This is a genomic window from Thiomicrorhabdus immobilis (assembly GCF_021654855.1).
In the GTDB taxonomy this organism is placed as follows: domain Bacteria; phylum Pseudomonadota; class Gammaproteobacteria; order Thiomicrospirales; family Thiomicrospiraceae; genus Thiomicrorhabdus; species Thiomicrorhabdus immobilis.
On record NZ_AP024202.1, the window covers coordinates 1,453,407 to 1,473,584 of the forward strand.

Below are 20,178 nucleotides of genomic sequence, written 5' to 3' on the forward strand. Positions count from 1 at the left end.
AATACATTTAAATATTAGAAAAACATTTAATATTGGCTGGAATCCTATTTTGGAAAATGACCTTATTTGGCTTTAGCTTTATACATATCAACATCGGCTGTAGTAAGTAAACGGTCGATTGTTGTGCCATCTTCAGGATAGATTGCAACACCGATACTACAACTGATTGCAAGCTTTTCACCATTGAAAATGAACGCTTCATTTAAGGCCTTGGCGATGTTTTTAATGATTATCGAGACATCATTCTTGTTGGAGATGTCTTCCAATAACAGGACAAACTCATCACCACCAATTCTGGAGACCATATCTGAATGACGAATGGACTGTTTAAGACGGGAAGCGGTTTCAATCAAAACATAATCGCCGCATGTATGGCCTTTGGTATCGTTGATAACCTTAAAATCGTCCAAGTCAATGAAAAGTAATGCGAAGTGACTTCCAGCCCTTTCTGATTCTGGAATCAAACTTTCAAGACGCTCAAGCAAAAGAAAACGATTGGGAACTTTTGTAAGGTAATCGTAATGAGCCAACTGTTCCAGCCGCTCGGTTTCCTTTACACGTTCAGTGATATCCCGGTTGATTCCTAATGCACCTATCATCCGTTCATTTTCATCATAAATGGGTACACACATCGATTCGATCCAACCAATATCACCATTTTTATGCAACATCCTGATTTCACCGGACCATTTTCCAAATTCCTCAACCGCCGAGATAACTTCAGAGGTAATACGTTCAGAATCTTCGGGAACATGTAAAATGCTAACGAGTTGACCAATCGCCTCATCTTTAGAGTAACCATACAGGGCTTCAGAACCTTTATTCCAGTCGGTAATAATGCCTTGTAAATCCGTTACTACCACAGCATCGAACAGGTAGTCAAAAGCCTTAGCGCGTTGTTCAAGTATACCTAAACTCATAATATTGCAACCATCAGAATATATTCATCATTGTTAATAAAACCCTGTTCTTCGAGTCCATTTTCCAGGCACCATAAAATTTAAAACGCTGACCACTCACCTTTAAAAATTTCGGGTATTTCATAAGAATAAACCTAATATACGCTATAACCGGTCAGATTAAACAATAAAACGGCTGTTAACCGAAATCCTAAACAGGTTTCTATCAACATGACCAGGCCTGGTGAATTGAATGTTTTTCAAACTATTTATTTTCATTTTCTTATGTAGAACACCATCCTTGAACCGGTCACTTATTGATGCATCTATTTAACCATTGAATCTAGAATCCCTTTGATGTTCGGGTCATCCCATTCAATCGCCGCATTCACCGAATAACGCAATTGACCTTGTGCATCAATAATGAAAGAGCTCGGAAAAGAAAAAATCTCATATTGGTCGGAGACCTTGCCGTCTAAATCGATGAGCACAGGAAAATCCACCTGCACTTTTTTTAAAAATGCGGCGATGGTTTCCGGGCTTTCTTTGAAGTTCACAGACACAATTTCAAACTGATTCGCATCGAACGATTCTGCAAGACGGTTCATAGAGGGAATTTCTTTGACACAAGGTGTACACCAACTCGCCCAAAAATTCAGTAATATCACCTTGCCCTGTTTCTCTTGTAAATTAATCGACTTGCCCGCAATATCGGTCAATTCAAAAATGGGCGCTGGGCGTTTATCAATCGGAACCAACCCTTTTACACTGACGGTTGCCTGTTTACTTACCAAAAATTCAACAGGCTTAAAAGTCGTTTTTTCTGAAACCTGCCCCGCTTTCAACCAAAGTTCAAACTGTTCTGCAATCTTGTCACCTGCCTGCTTCTCTAACTCGGTCGGTTCGCGCCTTAAAAAATACCCATCTCTAGCATTTGCTACAGAAACGATGGCCACTTGGCTCTGTGAATTTTGCAAAGCGTCAATCATCTCGGGTAATTTCCACTTATAAGTCCCTTCGGTGGGTTGTACGATGGTAATCGGCAAACTGCTTGCCGAAACGATAGGAAACAATTTCGGTGCATCTCCGGCTTTTTGCGGCGCATCAAACACATTGGGGAAAAACACCAACACTTGCTTAAGCGCACCAACCCCATTTTTTGGGTTATGATCAAGCTGCCATAAACGGCTACCACGCAACAACACCAAACTCATGCGCCCCGAGCTAATCGCTACAAACATTCTGCCTTGTTGATTGCTTTTTCGAGCCACATATTCATTTGCCTTTTGCAATACTGCCGCAACACCTTCACCCGTTAGACCACGAATATTGATTGGTGTACGTTCAATAAAATAAGACTCCAATAAATCGACTTGCCAAAATTCATAGCCTAAATCATTGAATTGGGAAATGAGTTGTTTATAGGGTGTTCGGCTGGCATAGCCTTCGGTAAACCAAATCAATAGCGGCTTTTCAGGTTCAGCAAAAGTCGCTGGATAGACGGTAACCGAGACCTCATCTCCCGAATCGAGAGATAAATTAAAACCCTCACTTGCCTGTACGGAAGAAAGGCAGAAAAAAATCCCAATAAAACCAAACCAAATACGCACAAATAAACCCTTTAAGTAAAGAGAAACAACAATCATATTATCGTTAAAGATTCTATCTTGAAAGCGGTATTTTTAACGCACAGAATCACACGCTCTAACCCCTTGCCTCCCTAAATAAAAACCCCGTTTAACAAAATAATAGCTAAACGAGTTATTTTGGCGGGTTCTTTGGGGCAGTTACGACAGCCCTCAAAGTGCGATAAAAGCCTGGTTACTTTTTAATTAAGGTCAGAAGTACCGTTTTTTAATGGCCTGATTATGGCTGGACGGTGGTCAGTCCAAGCGCATTCCAAGCTTGCATACCACCGCGATACCAATGAATTTTATGCGCAGGATACCCCATATTGACCAAAGCTTTAATATTGGTTGGAGACTGGCCACACCAAGGCCCGTTACAAAAAAACACCAACGTTTTGGCTGATCCGAAATCCCAAATATTATCGCTCACAGAGGCACCGAATTGTAGCGTTAGAATTCCTTCCACCTCAAGCGGCTCATAAGTTGAAGATTGTGGAAACAGCTTTGTCCAAGGGATATTTATCGCGCTGGGAATAGTCCCTTTCTCCACCCAATCAGATGTACGTGAATCAATAATCAAAATAGGTTCACCTGCGGCCTTGCGCTTGAGAAAATCCAACATCTCCAATTCACCAATGGTTTTCACGCCCGGCAATAAATCCATCGGTTGAATACAGAACGGCGGGCAAGCACGGGAGGTTAAAGCGAAATCCTCAGCAATGGTATTGGCTTGGTCTTGATTGCGCTCGATAGTAACGGTTTTACCATTGTGCTTAACGGTAATCCCAGTCAAATCATCGGTGATTTTCACTTTCAGGTCATTTTTGGAATTTTCTGCAGACCAGGCTTGAACTGAGAAAAACATTAACACGGTGGTACATATCAATATGATTTTATGAGTCATTTTATTCTCCTTAATGAGATTGGTTTGACTATAAGTTCAATAGTGATATTAACAGAGCTGGATGAAAAACCAAATTCCTGACACTCAGTAAAAAAGTCAACCACCCGCTGTTACCGAGAAAATCAGGTTAGGTATTCGATTCTTGGTAAAGTTGGTGTGACATTAATCGGCAACATCATTAACACCATACAAACACAAGAAAAAACCCACCTAGCTGAATGCCGAGCAGGTTCCATACAAAAGATTAACTTCCAGGCCTGGTAGGTTTGAAAATCAATTAGGTTTGTCCAATTAAATCTGTTCAATTGATTTGACCTATTGATTTCTATTGGATATTCAAGCCTCGGAGTTAAGCTCGCTGTAACAGACTACCTGGTTCCGACCTTTGTGCTTCGCGGCATATAAAGCTTGATCCGATTGAGCTAAAACATCTTCCAAAGTAAAGGTTTCTGGATCGGCTTCAATTACACCAAAACTAGCACTACTGGTAATGATTTGTCCTTCGTAGTCCACCTGAACGGTCATAAATGCCTGACGAATTTTTTCCGCTAACAACCTAGCTCCTTGCTCGTCTGTCCGGGCTAGAATGAGGGCAAATTCTTCGCCGCCAAGTCTTCCCGTCAAATCCGAACTACGAACCAGCGATGAAATCGTTTGGGCAAAAGTTGCAAGCACTTTATCTCCAGCCGAGTGACCATAGGTATCGTTAATGGATTTAAAGTGGTCTATATCCATCATAATCATACTCAAACGATCACCACTACGTACGGCTTCATTGAAGAGATGATTGCCAATTTCAAAAAAGGCACGCCGTGTATTCAAGTTGGTCAACATATCTGTAGAAGCGAGTAATTCAGCCTCATCTTTAGCCTTTTCAAGCTGCTGCGTGCGAACTTTGACCATTTGATCGAGCTCGGCATTAAGTGTCACCAACGCTTGTCGTTTAGCATTTAGCTCTGCAATCATTTGGTTATAACTGTCTTTTAGAACCTGTATTTCATTTTTATCGGACCAGGGCAGTTCTAAAGTAATGGGTTTAGGTTCGTTTATATCTTGATTCTTGATTTTATCGGTAAACTCATTCAGAGGTTTTCCCAAATAGCGCTTGATAAAATAAAAGATGATCAACCAAAGTGCAAAGGTTTTGACAACCGAGTTAATCAGAATCAAAAAGAAACCGTATTTCACCCGTTCAAAAACCAGACGTTCATTAGAATAGAGAGTCACTTGCCCCAAATATTGCGGATCTTTGAACGCGGGCCCGTTATAAGTGATTGGAAAAGTGTGGCCGAAGAGCGATGATGAGCCCAACCCGGTCTCAGTTGGTTGTGAAATCCTTCCTTGACTGTCATAAAATAGTGGACGTGATTCATTGTCCAATACCGCACCGATTTTATAATCCATTTTGTGATCGGCAGATTTCACTTCAACTCCGACCACAATCGGGATGTTGTAGACACCTTTTAGAATGGATTCAAGCAATTCTTGATTATAAGTCCAGACAGAGTCGCTGATCCCCTGGCTAAAAGTAGCCGGCAATAACTGGATTTCTTCATAGAAGATTTTTTTAGTGTTTTCGTACTCTTTATAAAGCTGAATGGTCGTAACCAATAGCGTCACAATAAAATAAAAACCGAAAATAACCACCAATAAATGTAGTGCAATGGAGTGGCGAAATTGGAACATAATCGTCTAACTAACGCTTAAGGTTGCCAATCTTGTATACCATAAGCCGACAAGATTTTTTGCAACTGACCACTTTGACGCATCTTTTCAATTTCCTCTTCTAAAATCTGGGCATAATGCTTAGATTTTGGAAGCGCTGGCGAGAATCCTGAGTAAACATTAATCACGGCGGAAGTCGAGCCAGAGACCACAACCTGATCGGCATGTCCCATCTGCTGTATTTTGTATTCCAGAACCATTTTATCGTCAATAACCGCAGTCAAACGTCCCGACAATAACATCTGCAGCAGTCTTTCCAGAGGCTTTTCGCCGGTAATTTCCAAAACGTTGCTCGGGTGTTGATTAATATAATCCATGACCACAGGATCGACATAGTCATAACCTTTAATCACACCAATCATTTTAGCTTTCTTAAGAGAGTCTAGCCCTTGATAACGCCAAACATTGTCTTTACGACTAAAAAAAGTACTATTGCTTATTCCTTGAACCGCATTAGAAAAGACAAAATCGGGCGCTTCCTCTCTAAAACAAGCCATCGTAGCATCCAATTTGCCTTCTCTGACCAGTTCCAAACCTCTGGAATAGGAAACCTCTACAAACTCAACTTGATGCCCCCTATTCTGCATGGCGGCGACCAAAAGATCGCCCATATAACCGACTTTGCCATCATTCTGGGCGGCAATACAGTCGTAAGGACACCATTCATCCGTTGCGATTCTTAAGGTATCCGCCATGCTTTGTTGCGGCACAAATAAAATCAAACTGAAAATAAAGGTTATAAGGTGTAATTTGAACATTCTCTGCAAGGTAGCAATCTGGCTCATCATCGCCTCTTTAATGTATTTAATTTAAAAAAATTATTCATCCTATCCTAAACAACACTTAGTTACAAACAAACTGAATCACGCCGAGAAAAGAATACATGAGTTCGTAGAACAATAGGTTAGAGCAATGAAGTCGAATCGAAAATCAACCATCTCTAACCCTATTGATTTGTTATCCACCATAAAGTGTTCTAAGTGTCCCTTTTCCAAAATTCTACCCCTCTTGCAAGAGGAAAATAAAGGAAAGTTCACCCTGGTCTATACATTTGTACATTTTGAATTCATAGAAAACAACCAGGCCTGGTTACTTTAAATAAGTTAAGCCCAACAAACCCGACCAGTCTGGTTTTTGGAAGCTTATTTTGGAAGCGAAAAACGATACCCGCGTCGTGGCACGGTTTCGATTGAATCAATGCCGAGCCGTTTATCGATTTTTTGGCGTATCTGGTTTATCGCCGCCTCAATCACATTGGGGGTCACCAGCTCGGGTTCTTCCCAAATGGCATCCAGAATCTGTTCCTTAGAGACGATCTGTTCTGGTCGCTGCACCAGGTAACACAATACTTCCAACGGCTTACCGGCCAATTCTGCTGTATTGCCGTTATAACGGACTTGTGCCTGCTCTATATCAATCTCTAAACCCGCGTAATTTAAAAATTGGTTGCCAATACCTAACCGTTGCAAAGAGTGTTTGATCCTTGCCATCAAGACATCTTCATTAAATGGAATACGCAGGTAATCATCCGCGCCTTGCTCAAGCGCGGCTATTTCGATTTGGCTATCATCGGTTGCCGCCATGACAATCACTGGGCTTGGTTTGCGGTGGTTCTGTGTCATCTCAAGTAGACCGTCATCTTTGGCAAACTGCCACTGCGCAAGAATCAAATCGTAACGTCTTATATCTAAGTAATAGGCCGCATCTTCAGCGTTAGACACCAAATCATACACATAACCTTCTGAATTCAATCGGTTACCCAGTTGATTGGCCAATTCACCCTCTTCAATCACAACCAGCATTCTCATCATGTTGTCCCATATCCCCATCGTTCAATATCTTCTTCAAAAATCTATCTGTCTAGAATCTTACCAAGCTTGCAAATAAAGTTGTGTAATTATGCTTAGTATTCATTAAAATAACAGCCCATCTTATGCCGCTAGGAAAAAACCTTGCAAGAATTCCTCAATCTACTCACTGCCGACCTTGTTAATTTGATTTTCCTGATTATCGCCATGATTCTCATGGTGCTTACTTTCAAACTAAAGGACTGTATTTTTAGAAACAAGTTCATCGCCTTTTATAAATATGATTTTTTAACCAATTTAGAACTCAGACAAGATTTAGACCAAAAAATCAGCAGCTTATTTAACACTCAAACACCTTTCTTTTTCACGCTCATTGACATCAACAATCTGCATATCATCAATAAAACGCAGGGTTACCGAGCAGGCGATAAAGTCATACAAGAGGTCGCAAACGAACTCAAACTGCTGATGAAAAAGCAAAAGACCAGTCATATCTACAGAATTGGCGGTGATGAGTTTGTTATTATCTCCACCCAGGACATTTCAAATGCTTTAAACCCACTTAAAAAAGCCTCTTTTTGTAGTACCTTCTATAACAATGATAAAACCTACAACGACTTATTTGATGAAGCCGATAACCAGCTCATGCAAATCAAGCAGAAAAAGATTCAACAAGGCGAGTTCCTAGACAGACGTAAGTCTTACCGTTGATGTTGGAAATTGAGAGTTTATAGAGATTGATTTGAATATGAAAAACCCGCTAAAAAGCGGGTTCTTTGTTTTGCTGAAGTTACCAGGCCTGGTTGATTATCTTTATAAAGCGTTAAACTTAAGCCTGTAATAGAAGTCCGATAACAAGATAAACCAAAAAAGCCAAACCGCCGCCGTAGACGATTAACCAAGCAATACTACCAAACCATAATGCAAGTTTTGAAGGCGGCTTAGCGTTTTGGCTTGAAATGCTTTTTGCCAACTCTAAAAAGTCTGTTTTTTGCGAATTCAATTTATCAATCGATTCATGACTGCTATATTCATCTTGCATATCTGACGTTAGAACCGATTATTACAAAAAAGGCTCTGCCCTCTTTTCTTGACCATCTTACTCAAACGTGAAATTGTCTTTGCCTTTATTTTTCGATTTATACAAAGCTCTATCCGCACGTTGAATGATTGAATCTACATCATCGGATTCCTTATACACAGCACCACCAATACTCAAGGTTAAAAGCCCAACCTTTTCAAATTCATGTTGTTTTATATTCTTCTGAAGGGTGTTTACCAAGTGCAAAATGGTCTCTCTGGAAGCTTTAGGCACAATAATCAAAAACTCATCCCCTCCCCATCTACCCGCAATATCGGTTTGACGGATGGACTGTTTCAAAACATCGGCAAATTCCACCAAGACTTTATCACCAATAACGTGACCTAAAGAGTCATTAATAGTCTTAAAATTATCGACATCCATTAAAATCAAACCAAAGCAATTACCATAACGTTTAGCAAAATTAATCTCATTAGTTAACTCATCATCTAACTTATGGCGATTGTAAAGCTTAGTCAATTTATCGTAGATTGAAATCTTCTCCATTTTTTGGAGCGCTTCTTCCAGCTCTTTAGTTCTGGCCTTGACTTTTTCTTCAAGCCTTTCATTAGCCAGCTTCAATTGCTCTTCTATACGTTTAAGTCGGGTAAACTCACGCGAAATACCAAAAACACGTTGCTCACCAGTTTGTTCATCAATAATCGGAAGAAGCATGGTTTCCCAATAGCGAACTCCACCAGAGTCATCAAGAACATGACTTTCCTCATAATGAACAGCAGCGTTATTTTGTAAACAATCGTTATACCGTTGCGCAATTTTTTGAAAGGCCTCTGCGGGAAGTAGCGCTTTTAGAGAGGAGCCCGACGCCTGTTCAGGAGTGAATTGAAAAAGCTTTACCAAAGCAGGATTGGTACGTTCGGTAATAAAGTCCCCATCCTCTGTTTTCAAGACGATGAAAAGGTTGTCTTCCGAATTATTCCAAACGGCTTTAAAAAACCTAAGTTCATCTTCACATGAAACCGTCTTATGTTCGTTAACCTGCTTTATCATTAATCCGCTTTTTTATAAATGTTTTTTAACCAATACCAACTGGTTTAAATAGTCATAAATGACAATCAAAGAAACTACATGATAAAACAAAACAACCTAGTTAAGAAATGATTTTACAATCAGGAAATAATAGGTAGCATCCCCTTTACTTTAAAGACAACCAGGCCTGCTAGGTTTTGAAAGAATGGTTAGCTTAGGTTAGGGTAGATGAATTCAATTGCAAATTAAAAAAGCCGAGTTACCTCAAAAAGATATGAAGTGACCCCAAAAAGTTGGACATTTTAGTTAAGCGGCACTTAAGGCCTGATTTCGATATTCTATCGGAGTCAGGCCTTTTAGTTTCACCTTGATTCGTTTTGTATTGTAATACTCAATATAATCTTTAATCTCTTCCATCAGATGCTCAGCACTATTGAATTTCTTGCGATGGTACATCTCTGTTTTTAAAATCCCAAAAAAGTTCTCAGCAACTGCATTATCTAAGCAGTTCCCTTTTCTTGACATACTCTGAGTTAATCCATTTTCTTTCAGTAGCTTCTGTACATCACTATGCTGATACTGCCAGCCTTGATCACTGTGGAATATGGGTTTGACTTTGCCTGTTAACTTATTGATTGCTTCTTTAAGCATGTCGGTCACCAGTGGTAGCCGTGCACTCTTAGCCACTCGATAACTAATCACTTCTTGGTTAAACAGGTCAATCACCGGGGATAAGTAAACTCGCTGTTCTCCGACTTTAAACTCCGTGACATCGGTGACCCATTTTTTATCCGGTGCATCAACATGGAAGTTTCTTTGAAGCACATTCTCGGCAATTCGGCCTACTTGACCTCTATAGGATCGGTAACGCTTTGGCCTGACGAATGACTTCAAGTTCAGTTCTTGCATTAAACGTTGAACGGCCTTCTTGTTTAAAAAGTGACCTAAGCGTCTTAACGCATAGGTCATGCGTCGATACCCATAACGACCTTTATGTTCATTAAAGAGTTGTTGAATCGCTCTTTTAACGTCCGCATAACGATCAGGCAGCGCACTGCGCGCCTGATGGTAATAAAACACACTTCGTGCAAGCCCTGCGGCCTTGAGAAGATGTTTAAGTGGATAGAACTTTCTAAGCTTATCTATGAGCCCTGCTTTTTCTTGCTTTGGCGTTCTTTTTCCTGAAGCAGGGCATCGAGCTTTTTTAAATAGGCATTCTCCGCTCGACGGTATTCGAGTTCTTCTCGTAACTCTTCTAGGCTCATTTGTTCGGTTGGTTTAATGGTTTCTTGCTTTTGGTTTTTTTTCATTTTTCTACCCTGCTTTTTAGGTTGTAAGCCTGAAAGGCCGAACCGTTCGAATTGAGTGAGCCAAGTAGAAATCGTACCCGCAGAACTCATGTTATAGACAATACTGGTATAACTAATAGACCAGTGATTTTCACGCATGTGTTTTAGGATACGATATTTGTCTTCAAAAGAGTATGGTGTGTTACGTTTGATAAACGCATTTTGACCATGGAAACGATAGACTTGTGTCCAGTAACGGATATAGCGATCTGGAATACCGAGTCGCTTGGAAATGGACAGACTGGATTCATGAGAAAGGCATTGCTTAGCAATCGCCAGTTTAAATTCTCGATTGTATTTGGACATGAAAAACCCCCAAAGTTGGTGTCCAACATTTGGGGGTCACTTCAATAACCCGGCTTTTTATAAGCATTATTCAAATAAGCAACTAAGCAGTTGCTATTGGCAATACAATTTGACTAATCAATGTAATTGGAGCCAGCAAAAGCAATGCACCAATAATGCCATATTTAATCCATGAAGCCGCTTTAATTTTGTTTTGATTTTTATCAGACATTTTTTTCACCCGTTTTTATTTCGGGCAGAATCTTATAATATTTTCTTATCCAACTTAATCATAATAATTTATGGCCGAACAAAAATAACCAATACCTTGATTGTCGACTTTTATTCCCTTAAAGTAAAAAACAATCAACATATCACCCCGTTTTACCTGCTTCCCTAACCGACAGGGTACATAAAACCACACCGATATGCACCGCTGGAAGTTCAGGATGTTTTCTTTTACTTAACGTCAATTATCATCTTCGTCTCTTGGATTTACCTCGTCCTCGGCGATGATGCTTGGGTTTGGCATTTGGCTCAAAACTTCCGTACTCGGAATCATCAAACACACTTGCTGGCGCTTTCTCGGTCGGCATAAATCCACGCAGAATCTTGCGCTCAAACTGCATCCCAATAAACTCCTCAATAGACTTCAACTGTTTATATTCATCCTCACTCACCAATGAAACCGCTAAACCAAAAGTGCCAGCACGACCGGTACGACCAATGCGATGCACATAGTCTTCTGCCACGTAAGGCAAGTCAAAATTCACCACGCAAGGCAGTTGGCTTACATCAATCCCTCGGGCGGCAATATCCGTGGCGACCAAGGCCACCACCTTACCATTTCTAAAATTCTCCAAGGCCTCGGTACGCGCGTGCTGGCTTCTATCGGCATGGATGGATGCGGCACGAATACCCACTTTTTCCAGCTCGCTGACCAAACTATCCGCCCCTCTCTTAGTACGACTAAAGACCAACACTTGATGCCATTTATTCCTTTTAATCAATTCAATCAACAGCTCGCTCTTACGATCCTTGTCAACGGGATGAATGACCTGTTTGATCGAAGCCGCGGTAGTATTGGCGGCAGCCACTTCAATCAAAAACGGGTTATTGAACATGCCTTCCGCAAGTGACTTGACGGCTTCAGAAAAGGTCGCTGAAAACATCAAGGTTTGGCGTTTTTCCGGCAGCAACCTTTGGATATGACGGATATCGTCGATAAACCCCATATCCAACATGCGATCCGCCTCATCCAAAACCAATATCTCAAGCTGATCAAAGTTAATCGCCCCTTGGTTATAAAGATCAAGTAAACGACCCGGTGTGCCAACCAGCACATCTAAACCGGCCTGCAACTCAGCAATCTGCGGCTCAATCCTCACCCCGCCAAACACCGCAGCACAGCGAATATTCAGATGGCAGCTATAGTTCTGAACACTTTCGGTCACCTGGGCAGCCAACTCACGGGTTGGCGTAATCACCAACGCACGCACCTGCAAACTCTGAGGACGAGCGCCGCCCGACAATCGCTGCACCATAGGCAAGGTAAAGCTCGCCGTTTTGCCCGTACCGGTATGCGCCGCCGCCATCACATCACGCCCACTCAACACCGCAGGAATCGCTTCAAGTTGTATCGCCGTTGGCGTGGTATAACCTTGTTCGGCAATCGCTTGCAATAGCTCATCACACAAGCATAAAGAGGCAAATGACATAAAAAACATTCCTTGGAATTGTTACTAGAAAATAGATAAAAAAAGATGAGAATAAAGGAAAATAAAAAAGTGTAGAGTCCCGTTTTCTAATGAAAATCTTATTTTCTTAACGGACCAAGAAGGTGCTTTAAACCATTGTGATCTAACTCCTGCATTAGAGCCAACAACTGCCCTAAATTACCCGAAGGAAAGCCTTCACGCGCAAACCAGTTAAGGTAATTTCCTGGCAAATCAGCAATAATCCAACCCTTATATTTTCCATAAGGCATCGTGACTTCTGTAAGTTTTTTTAAGTTCTCTGGATTCATAAGTTAACGTATAGAGATAAGCATTTATTTAAGCATTTTGACCTTTAGTATACAGATGCATCTTACAGTAGAGTTTAAGGGTAGCGTAACCAATAATCCAATTAACCAAAAGTGAATATCACTCTTTGGTTTCAAACCTACCAGGCCTGGTAACTTTTAATTGGAGTCAGAGTAAAGTAATTTTAAATTAAAACTGTATTTTCAACAGGTTATGGATTTAATTTTACTCTGATCCCTTTAATTTTAAGAACCGCTATTCTAGACCTTTACATTTTCTGGAGTCAGTACATCTAGCCCTGTTTTTTCACGAATATCTTCATGTAGCGATTCCTCTTTCAGCTCTTCTTTAAAAGTTAACTTTGAGCCTACCCATCGATCCATAAGTTTCGCTGCAACTAGATCACCCGTGACGTTAATCGCAGTACGGCTCATATCAAGAATTCGATCTACACCCATAATTAGAGCAATACCTGCTGGTGGTATCCCAACCGAGTTAAGAACCATTGCCAACACAACTATTCCAACCCCTGGTGTGGCAGGAGCACCGATAGAAGCGCCGACTGATGTCAATATAATCAACACCATTCCACTGAGCCCAATTTCAATGCCAAACACTTGAGCCAGAAACAATGCCGCAACACCTTGATAAAGAGCTGTACCATTCATATTAATTGTAGCCCCCAAAGGAATCACAAACTGAGAAACCGATGGCCGGACATGTAATTTTTCTTCTGCCGTTTTAATTGAAAGCGGCATTACCGCAGCAGAACTGGATGTTGAAAAAGCTAACAACATCACATCTCGTATAGAGCGAATAAAACTCAACGGATGCTCTCTAGCAATAAAAAATATCATAATTAAATAGGTAATAAACAATATGAATAACGCAAGTAATACCGTCCCAACATAAACGGCCATCCCCAACAACGCATCCATACCTAATTTTGCAGTTAATTGTGCTAATAAACCAAAAACCGCAATAGGCGCCAGAACCATAGCCCAGCGCACAACGGTCATACAGACTTCTTGCAAAGAGCCCAATAAGTCAAGCATCGGCTTTGCTTGTGCTGGTGCCATCATGACTAATGCAACCCCTACAACCATTGCAAAAATAACCACCTGCAACATATTGCTTTCAACCATAGAATTTAAAGGATTTGAAGGCAAAAGAGAGACTACCTTTTGCGGTAATTCTGAAATATTAATACCCTGAGAAGAGGCTTGCTCTACCACTACAGGCGCAATGGACATATTTGCTTGCAATAACTCGCTATCAATATAAGTACCAGGTTTTATAATCGAAGCTACAGTCAGACCAATAATAATTGCCAGTGCCGTCGTAGCGACAAAAAACATGACAACACGCAATCCCATACGGCGAAGTTGTTCAAGATCCTCTGTGGCAGCTAACCCTCGTATAATAGATGCAAAAATGAGTGGTATCACAATCATCTGAATCAATGCTAAAAATAATTTACCAGGAAAAGCCAACCAATCTCCCACCAAGGTTGCAATAGCAGGCTCAATCAATCCAACCGAAGGACCAATTATAACTCCTGTAACAATACCTAAAATCATTCCAATCAAAACCTTGAGCCATAAACGACCACGCACCATAGATTGAAGATAGCTTGTCAGATACTTTAGAGAGCGAGGATATAATGAATCCATCGAATAAGTTTGTTTGGTACTTTCTTTCATGACTTAACCCTACATTAGTCAAAACTAATCATAATTAAACATAATTCCAGAAAAAAACATAGAAAAATCATTAAGCTTAATAAAGGCCTTAATAGAAATGAAATAACTTTAAATAAATAAAAGAGGGGGTCAGAGCCAATTATTACGACCACGCTGAACAACATGGTTAGGTACATCTGGCAAAAAGAAGCGCTATTTTCTAAGCATAAAAACAACTTAACAATACATTTTCAAATAAAAAAGTTATTCAACATTAAAGGACACTGACCTTTTAATTTCTCTAACCATAATTATTCAGAACAGCCCTTTTCAGGGCTAAAACAGCCTAGCGTTGTGATGCTTTGATATACTCACGAGCGCGCTCAACTTTATCGATACAATTTGGATATTTGCCGAATTGTTGTTGAATTTTTGCTGCACCTAACAAACTTGCAGCCTTGGTGTATTCGACCGTTCCATCGAAACCATTAGTCTTAGCATAATCGAGTTCTTTATAGGCAATATTCAAACCGTTTTCACACTGCATCGCTAACGAAGTATTAGGGGTACCAGCACAACCGACCATTAAGAACGTAAACAAACTGACTATCAGCATTTTTGTGCGCATATTAACTACCTCGACTTAATATTGATAAATTTTTAATGTAAATCACTTTAATCCTAACCCACTCACGCAAAACATACAATTAGTCTTTTATGATTACAAAGTACGGTAAGTTTTACACTGAAAAACATACTAAACCTTGTTATCTCACATGTATGAAATCCAAACCCAGACTACGATGATTGTTTCTTTCTCTGAATATTGGCCATGATTTACTTACCTTCTCCCTGAGTCAGCTTTTGATAAATTCCCAAACCAACCACTACCAAAACAGCAGCAATTAATAAGAATGTTGGGTAGATCAACTGGCTCACATCTTTTTTCCCTGCATCAAAAATAAAGACCAATGCTTCCAAACTGACCGCAATAGCAATGATGACAAGAAACTTTAATAACGTCATCCTCTGTTTTGCTGGTGATTTCGTCCCACCACTGCTAAAAACTTCTTCTTCGAGCAAGAATTTAGAAACATCAAAAACCGCCATTCCAATCACGATCAAACCGATGGCATCGAGAAGTGATTTTACCAGCAAGGTTTTTTCATGTAATGAAATCCAAACCTCCCATAATGCTGCGGCCATCATGGTTAAACTGATAATACCCAAACTAAAACTGATAAGACCATACACAATCCGCCCCACACAATCAGAGTAATTTTTTACTTTATTCATCAACCCCTCTCTTTTTAGGTTTAAATTGCTGTCTCAGACTAATCACGATAGCTAATCATCAATCATGTCAAATCCATTGACTAAATAGAAGCATACTTGATATTAACATGGAACTTGAATAATACGTTAGTCCCTAATTTTTCAATAAGTTACATACGGACTCTACATAAAAATAAAAGGGGGCAGAGCTAATTAATGTTAGTAATTCTAATCAGAAACTTTGCCCCCCCCCCTAAACACTGCCCGTAAATTCATATTTCTTATTAACATAGGGGGGACATAAAAACGCCCGATATACTACATGACTTGGCTAACACCTCGTTCATCTTTAGCCGTCATTAACAAGTGAATATGATTCGTCATCAGAACATAGCTATGCAAAAAAACATCATATTTCGATAAAACTTCACGTAATTTTTCTAAATAGAATAAGTAATCGGTGGATTCAAAAAAGACAGGCTCACGACTACGACGACCACGCTGAACAACATGGTTAGGTACATCTGGTAAAAAGAAGCGAGATTTTCTAAGCATAAGAACACCTTAAAAAGGAATATTCAAATAAACACGTTATTCATATTAAAGGACTCTCCCCCCCCCTTTAATTAGAACAAACTCAATCAGATATAATCAAATTGAAATTCCAGGCTCAGTAGCCGCAGCTTTATCCCACATAACATCGCAGCCTTGCTCAGCAGCGGCCTTTAATAATTCAATTAAAGGCATAGCTCGACTTTGCTGACTGACACTCTGATCATCCCAAGCATTTTTCTCGGTCTCGGTGCTTGTACCAGCTTCCGTTTTAATTGCATTGGTTAAACGATCAAGCACAGCGGGAACATCCTCAGCAAGGATTGCACCGGGTATTGTTTCACTGTGTCCCATCTTTTTCAGCATGAGTTTTGCAACGTCACCAAACATGGTTATACCTGCATGAGCTTCCGTTTTAAAAGTAACTAGCATTGATTTTCTCCTTGTCCAATTCTAATAATTAAGAACAGAGTAAACTTAAATAACCCTAAAGCTATTCAATCATCATACACTCAAAGGACGTAATAAAATTATTAAAAAAACACATAAAATAGGCTTAATTAAAACTACCAGGCCTGGTAGGTTTTAAAAGAAGAGTTACTTTTTCTTTAGCAAACTCAAGACACAAAAAAACCGCCAAAAGGCGGTTTCATCAGATTAAGAATAAAGTTTTAGACACAACCCAAATTACTTACATTAGTAAAAAGAAAAATTTCTGAGAAAAAAAGCCCAAATTCAAGGCTATGAAATGTGAGGCTACAATGAGTAGCTGACCATTTCAATAACGAAGAAGTTGGGCTTTTTAGCCAGAAATTTACTTTTTACGCTTAGGTGGCATTAAGTCGGTAATTGTCCCTTCCGCCATCTCTGCCGCAAAACAAAGCGTTTCACTTAGCGTAGGATGCGGATGAATCGTCAATCCGATATCTTGCATATCCGCACCCATCTCAATCGCCAACATCGCTTCTGCAATCAGTTCACCGGCGTTTGGCCCGACCATTCCACATCCTAGTAAACGGTGTGTTTTGGCACAGAACATCGCTTTGGTTAGCCCTTCGTCACGTCCTAGACTTAAGCTACGACCTGAAGCCGCCCAAGGGAATGCGCCTTTTTCGTACTCAATGCCTTCGGCTTTAAGCTCTTCTTCGGTTTTACCTGCCCAGGCAACCTCTGGATCGGTATAGGCAACCGATGGAATAGACATTGGGGTAAATGCGCTTGGCATGCCGTTAATGACTTCTGCCGCGACTTTACCTTCGTGTACCGCTTTGTGCGCCAACATTGGCTGACCAACGATGTCACCGATAGCATAGATATTAGAAACATTGGTTTCTTGGCGTTCGTTGACTTCAATGAAGCCCCAATCGTTGACCGCCACACCAGCTTTTTCGGCATCAATCAATTTACCGTTGGCGGCACGACCCACTGCAACTAAAACACGGTCGAATAGATCCGTTTCTGGGCAATCTTTACCTTCAAACGTGACCAATAAACCTTCTGGTTTGGCTTCAACGTTAGTAACTTTTGATTTTAAGAAAACGTTTTCATACTTTTTCTTGATTTTCTTCAACAGTGGCTTAGTGATGTCTTTATCCGCACCTGGAATAATGGTATCACCTAGTTCAACCACAGTGATTTTTGAGCCTAAAGAGTCATAAACCTGCGCCATTTCTAAACCGATGATTCCGCCACCAATAACCAATAGACGTTCTGGAATTTCTTCTAAAGCCAAGGCATCGGTTGAGTCCATGACACGTGGATCATCATGTGGAATGAACGGTAATTTGATAACACGTGAACCTGCGGCGATAATCGCTTTTTCAAACGCAATGGTCTTTATAGAGCCATCGTCAGCTTCTACAGAAACCGTATTACCTGAAGTGAATTTACCGTAACCAGTGACCACTTCGACTTTACGTGCTTTGGCCAGGCCTGATAAACCACCCGTTAATTTGTTGATCACACCGTCTTTAAAAGCACGAATCTTATCAATATCGATTTGTGGCTCGGCAAAAGTGATTCCGTGAGCGCCCATCTCTTTGGTTTCGTTTAACACCACCGACATGTGCAATAACGCTTTAGACGGAATACAACCTACGTTTAGGCACACTCCACCGATATTGCTGTAACGCTCAACCATGGCGACCTTTTTACCCAGGTCAGCCGCACGGAATGCCGCGGTGTAACCACCAGGGCCTGAACCTAGAACCAAGACTTCACATTGGATGTCGGCTGGCGGTAAATCGCTTGCCGATACAGCCTGCGGTGCTGGTGTTTCAGTTTTTGGTGCTTCTACTTCAGCAGGTGCAACACTCTCTTCTACGTTCGCTAAAACGGTATCGTGAGCGGCAATTTCCATTGTGCCTAAAATAGAACCTTCTTTGACCTTATCGCCCACTGTGGCTGAGAAAGAGACAATCTTTCCAGCAAACGGTGCAGGGATTTCCATAGTGGCTTTATCTGATTCCAATGTCACTAAAGAGTCATCTTGCGCGACCTCTTCACCAGCGGCAACCAATACTTCGATAATATCGACTTCAGCGAAATCGCCGATGTCTGGAACTACGATGTCAATAATCTTACTCATCTTAAGCTCCTATTAAAGAATCAACTGACGTAAGTCAGATAGGTAGTTGCCAACCGTGGTGGTGAAACGTACACCTTCTGCCCCATCAATGGCACGGTGGTCGTAAGACACACTGAACGGCATGATTAGACGCGGAATGAATTCCGAACCATTCCAAACCGGCTGCATTTTGGCTTTAGACAGACCCATAATCGCCACTTCTGGCGCGTTTACGATTGGCGTGAACTGCGTGCCACCGATACCACCTAAACTCGAGATGGTGAAAGTGCCACCCGCCATATCGGCAGGCCCTAACTTACCATCACGCGCTTTAGCGGAGATTTCCATTAGGTCGCGAGAAAGCTCATAAATGCCTTTCTTATCCACGTCTTTGACCACTGGTACCATTAGGCCATTTGGTGTGTCTACCGCGATACCGATATTGTAGTAGCCTTTTTTGATGATGGATTGACCATCCGCAGACAATGACGCGTTGAAACTTGGGAAGTCTTGTAAAGCCTTAACCACCGCTTTCATAACAAATACCAGCGGCGTTAATTTGATGCCCTGCTTCTCAGCCGCGGCTTTTTGGTCTTTACGGAACTGATCCATCTCGGTGATGTCACTTTCGTCAAACTGGGTAACGTGAGGAACATTCAACCAACTGGCGTGTAGGAACTTGCCGGAAATTTTCTTGATTCTGCCTAGCTCTTCAGTAGTGGTTTCACCAAACTTGCTAAAGTCCACTTCTGGAATTGGAGGAATACCCGTGCCACTCATAGCGGCTTGTCCAGGAGCGGCAGTAGCACCTGTCATCACCGCTTTAATGGCCGCTTCAACGTCGGTCTGCAGAATACGCCCTTTAGGACCATTACCGCTCACATTCGTTAAATCGACCCCTAACTTACGGGCAAACGCACGCACCGATGGTGAGGCGTGTGATTTAGCACCCATGTCTTGTGCGTTAACCGGTATGTTTGCCGCAGCCGCCACAATCGGAGAGGTTTCAACAGAAGCATGGTTTGTTGCTGGTGCTTGAGGAGCAGAAGCGCTTTCAACTTTTGGCGCAGGTGCCGCTTCGGCAACCGGTGCTGGTTGAGATTTTTCTTCTGCTGGAGCAGATGCATCATCCGCAACTTCGATATCTAGAACGTAATCGCCTTCCGATACACTTGCACCCATTTCAACGGCGATTTTAGTCACGATTCCGGCAACCGGAGATGGAATCTCCATGGTCGCTTTGTCCGATTCCAATGTTAATAAAGAGTCATCCACTGCGACGGTATCGCCAACAGAGACTAAGATTTCAATGATTTCAACTGCATCGAAATCACCAATATCAGGAATAGTAATTTGCTGTATAGCCATTTCAAAGTTTCCTTTGTATAGAGGAATTAACCTCTCGAATTC

General features: G+C 41.2%; 21 protein-coding genes. 1 reads left to right on the plus strand and 20 read right to left on the minus strand.

Annotated elements, in window-relative coordinates; genetic code table 11:
- Nucleotides 1–62: 62 nt before the first annotated feature.
- The 6 genes from L6421_RS06580 to L6421_RS06605 form a co-directional block, all read right to left on the minus strand.
- On the minus strand, nucleotides 63–920 hold the full coding sequence (locus L6421_RS06580; protein ID WP_237260691.1) for a GGDEF domain-containing protein: 858 nt from the start codon (nucleotides 918–920) through the stop codon (nucleotides 63–65).
- 305 nt (nucleotides 921–1,225) lie between these two features.
- Nucleotides 1,226–2,509, minus strand: coding sequence for a TlpA family protein disulfide reductase (locus L6421_RS06585; RefSeq protein ID WP_237260693.1), 1,284 nt, complete (start codon nucleotides 2,507–2,509; stop codon nucleotides 1,226–1,228).
- 256 nt (nucleotides 2,510–2,765) lie between these two features.
- A complete protein-coding gene (locus L6421_RS06590) occupies nucleotides 2,766–3,431 on the minus strand; it encodes a rhodanese-like domain-containing protein (RefSeq protein ID WP_237260695.1) in 666 nt (221 codons plus the stop codon).
- 336 nt (nucleotides 3,432–3,767) lie between these two features.
- On the minus strand, nucleotides 3,768–5,117 hold the full coding sequence (locus tag L6421_RS06595) for a diguanylate cyclase (RefSeq protein WP_237260697.1): 1,350 nt from the start codon (nucleotides 5,115–5,117) through the stop codon (nucleotides 3,768–3,770).
- 17 nt (nucleotides 5,118–5,134) lie between these two features.
- Entirely contained in the window at nucleotides 5,135–5,941 is an 807-nt protein-coding gene (locus tag L6421_RS06600; protein ID WP_237260699.1) for a substrate-binding periplasmic protein, read from the minus strand.
- 357 nt (nucleotides 5,942–6,298) lie between these two features.
- The gene (locus L6421_RS06605) at nucleotides 6,299–6,967 is read right to left on the minus strand and encodes a response regulator transcription factor (RefSeq protein ID WP_237260701.1); all 669 of its coding nucleotides are present in this window, start codon (nucleotides 6,965–6,967) and stop codon (nucleotides 6,299–6,301) included.
- A gap of 141 nt (nucleotides 6,968–7,108) precedes the next feature.
- Here L6421_RS06605 and L6421_RS06610 point away from each other — a divergent pair, with 141 nt between their 5' ends.
- Entirely contained in the window at nucleotides 7,109–7,675 is a 567-nt protein-coding gene (locus tag L6421_RS06610) for a diguanylate cyclase domain-containing protein (protein ID WP_237260703.1), read from the plus strand.
- A gap of 118 nt (nucleotides 7,676–7,793) precedes the next feature.
- Here the strand turns inward: L6421_RS06610 and L6421_RS06615 are convergent, their stop codons facing one another.
- The 14 genes from L6421_RS06615 to aceF form a co-directional block, all read right to left on the minus strand.
- Nucleotides 7,794–8,006 carry a hypothetical protein gene (locus L6421_RS06615; protein ID WP_237260705.1) on the minus strand — a complete coding sequence of 71 codons (213 nt, stop codon included), beginning with the start codon at nucleotides 8,004–8,006 and terminating at the stop codon, nucleotides 7,794–7,796.
- A 57-nt stretch (nucleotides 8,007–8,063) separates the two neighbouring features.
- The gene (locus tag L6421_RS06620; protein ID WP_237260707.1) at nucleotides 8,064–9,056 is read right to left on the minus strand and encodes a sensor domain-containing diguanylate cyclase; all 993 of its coding nucleotides are present in this window, start codon (nucleotides 9,054–9,056) and stop codon (nucleotides 8,064–8,066) included.
- A gap of 285 nt (nucleotides 9,057–9,341) precedes the next feature.
- Entirely contained in the window at nucleotides 9,342–10,268 is a 927-nt protein-coding gene (locus L6421_RS06625; RefSeq protein ID WP_237264432.1) for an IS3 family transposase, read from the minus strand.
- On the minus strand, nucleotides 10,178–10,690 hold the full coding sequence (locus tag L6421_RS06630; RefSeq protein WP_237260710.1) for a helix-turn-helix domain-containing protein: 513 nt from the start codon (nucleotides 10,688–10,690) through the stop codon (nucleotides 10,178–10,180). Before L6421_RS06630 ends, L6421_RS06625 begins: the two co-directional genes overlap by 91 nt.
- An 82-nt stretch (nucleotides 10,691–10,772) precedes the next feature.
- Nucleotides 10,773–10,901, minus strand: coding sequence for a hypothetical protein (locus L6421_RS11505; protein ID WP_255695475.1), 129 nt, complete (start codon nucleotides 10,899–10,901; stop codon nucleotides 10,773–10,775).
- Nucleotides 10,902–11,145: 244 nt separating this feature from the next.
- Entirely contained in the window at nucleotides 11,146–12,387 is a 1,242-nt protein-coding gene (locus tag L6421_RS06635; RefSeq protein ID WP_237260712.1) for a DEAD/DEAH box helicase, read from the minus strand.
- A 98-nt stretch (nucleotides 12,388–12,485) separates the two neighbouring features.
- A complete protein-coding gene (locus L6421_RS06640) occupies nucleotides 12,486–12,695 on the minus strand; it encodes a DUF3820 family protein (protein ID WP_237260714.1) in 210 nt (69 codons plus the stop codon).
- Nucleotides 12,696–12,953: 258 nt separating this feature from the next.
- On the minus strand, nucleotides 12,954–14,396 hold the full coding sequence (locus tag L6421_RS06645) for a dicarboxylate/amino acid:cation symporter (RefSeq protein ID WP_237260716.1): 1,443 nt from the start codon (nucleotides 14,394–14,396) through the stop codon (nucleotides 12,954–12,956).
- A gap of 325 nt (nucleotides 14,397–14,721) precedes the next feature.
- Complete coding sequence (locus tag L6421_RS06650; protein ID WP_237260717.1) at nucleotides 14,722–15,003, minus strand: hypothetical protein; 282 nt, start codon at nucleotides 15,001–15,003, stop codon at nucleotides 14,722–14,724.
- 209 nt (nucleotides 15,004–15,212) lie between these two features.
- Nucleotides 15,213–15,671 carry a hypothetical protein gene (locus L6421_RS06655; protein ID WP_237260719.1) on the minus strand — a complete coding sequence of 153 codons (459 nt, stop codon included), beginning with the start codon at nucleotides 15,669–15,671 and terminating at the stop codon, nucleotides 15,213–15,215.
- A gap of 297 nt (nucleotides 15,672–15,968) precedes the next feature.
- Nucleotides 15,969–16,205, minus strand: coding sequence for a transposase (locus tag L6421_RS06660; RefSeq protein ID WP_237260721.1), 237 nt, complete (start codon nucleotides 16,203–16,205; stop codon nucleotides 15,969–15,971).
- A gap of 96 nt (nucleotides 16,206–16,301) precedes the next feature.
- Nucleotides 16,302–16,634: a DUF1840 domain-containing protein gene (locus tag L6421_RS06665; RefSeq protein WP_237260723.1), complete on the minus strand. Its 333-nt coding sequence runs from the start codon at nucleotides 16,632–16,634 to the stop codon at nucleotides 16,302–16,304.
- A 382-nt stretch (nucleotides 16,635–17,016) separates the two neighbouring features.
- On the minus strand, nucleotides 17,017–18,789 hold the full coding sequence (gene lpdA, locus L6421_RS06670; protein ID WP_237260725.1) for a dihydrolipoyl dehydrogenase: 1,773 nt from the start codon (nucleotides 18,787–18,789) through the stop codon (nucleotides 17,017–17,019).
- A gap of 12 nt (nucleotides 18,790–18,801) precedes the next feature.
- Nucleotides 18,802–20,136: a dihydrolipoyllysine-residue acetyltransferase gene (gene aceF / locus L6421_RS06675; protein ID WP_237260728.1), complete on the minus strand. Its 1,335-nt coding sequence runs from the start codon at nucleotides 20,134–20,136 to the stop codon at nucleotides 18,802–18,804.
- Nucleotides 20,137–20,178 lie beyond the last annotated feature (42 nt).

Bases quoted from the DNA above. Each gene is read 5' to 3' on its own strand.
- L6421_RS06580 (WP_237260691.1), bottom strand. From the start codon at position 920: ATGAGTTTAGGTATACTTGAACAACGCGCTAAGGCTTTTGACTACCTG.
- L6421_RS06590 (WP_237260695.1), bottom strand. From the start codon at position 3,431: ATGACTCATAAAATCATATTGATATGTACCACCGTGTTAATGTTTTTC.
- L6421_RS06595 (WP_237260697.1), bottom strand. From the start codon at position 5,117: ATGTTCCAATTTCGCCACTCCATTGCACTACATTTATTGGTGGTTATT.
- L6421_RS06600 (WP_237260699.1), bottom strand. From the start codon at position 5,941: ATGAGCCAGATTGCTACCTTGCAGAGAATGTTCAAATTACACCTTATA.
- L6421_RS06605 (WP_237260701.1), bottom strand. From the start codon at position 6,967: ATGATGAGAATGCTGGTTGTGATTGAAGAGGGTGAATTGGCCAATCAA.
- L6421_RS06615 (WP_237260705.1), bottom strand. From the start codon at position 8,006: ATGCAAGATGAATATAGCAGTCATGAATCGATTGATAAATTGAATTCG.
- L6421_RS06620 (WP_237260707.1), bottom strand. From the start codon at position 9,056: ATGATAAAGCAGGTTAACGAACATAAGACGGTTTCATGTGAAGATGAA.
- L6421_RS06630 (WP_237260710.1), bottom strand. From the start codon at position 10,690: ATGTCCAAATACAATCGAGAATTTAAACTGGCGATTGCTAAGCAATGC.
- L6421_RS11505 (WP_255695475.1), bottom strand. From the start codon at position 10,901: ATGTCTGATAAAAATCAAAACAAAATTAAAGCGGCTTCATGGATTAAA.
- L6421_RS06635 (WP_237260712.1), bottom strand. From the start codon at position 12,387: ATGTCATTTGCCTCTTTATGCTTGTGTGATGAGCTATTGCAAGCGATT.
- L6421_RS06640 (WP_237260714.1), bottom strand. From the start codon at position 12,695: ATGAATCCAGAGAACTTAAAAAAACTTACAGAAGTCACGATGCCTTAT.
- L6421_RS06645 (WP_237260716.1), bottom strand. From the start codon at position 14,396: ATGAAAGAAAGTACCAAACAAACTTATTCGATGGATTCATTATATCCT.
- L6421_RS06650 (WP_237260717.1), bottom strand. From the start codon at position 15,003: ATGCGCACAAAAATGCTGATAGTCAGTTTGTTTACGTTCTTAATGGTC.
- L6421_RS06655 (WP_237260719.1), bottom strand. From the start codon at position 15,671: ATGAATAAAGTAAAAAATTACTCTGATTGTGTGGGGCGGATTGTGTAT.
- L6421_RS06660 (WP_237260721.1), bottom strand. From the start codon at position 16,205: ATGCTTAGAAAATCTCGCTTCTTTTTACCAGATGTACCTAACCATGTT.
- L6421_RS06665 (WP_237260723.1), bottom strand. From the start codon at position 16,634: ATGCTAGTTACTTTTAAAACGGAAGCTCATGCAGGTATAACCATGTTT.
- lpdA (WP_237260725.1), bottom strand. From the start codon at position 18,789: ATGAGTAAGATTATTGACATCGTAGTTCCAGACATCGGCGATTTCGCT.
- aceF (WP_237260728.1), bottom strand. From the start codon at position 20,136: ATGGCTATACAGCAAATTACTATTCCTGATATTGGTGATTTCGATGCA.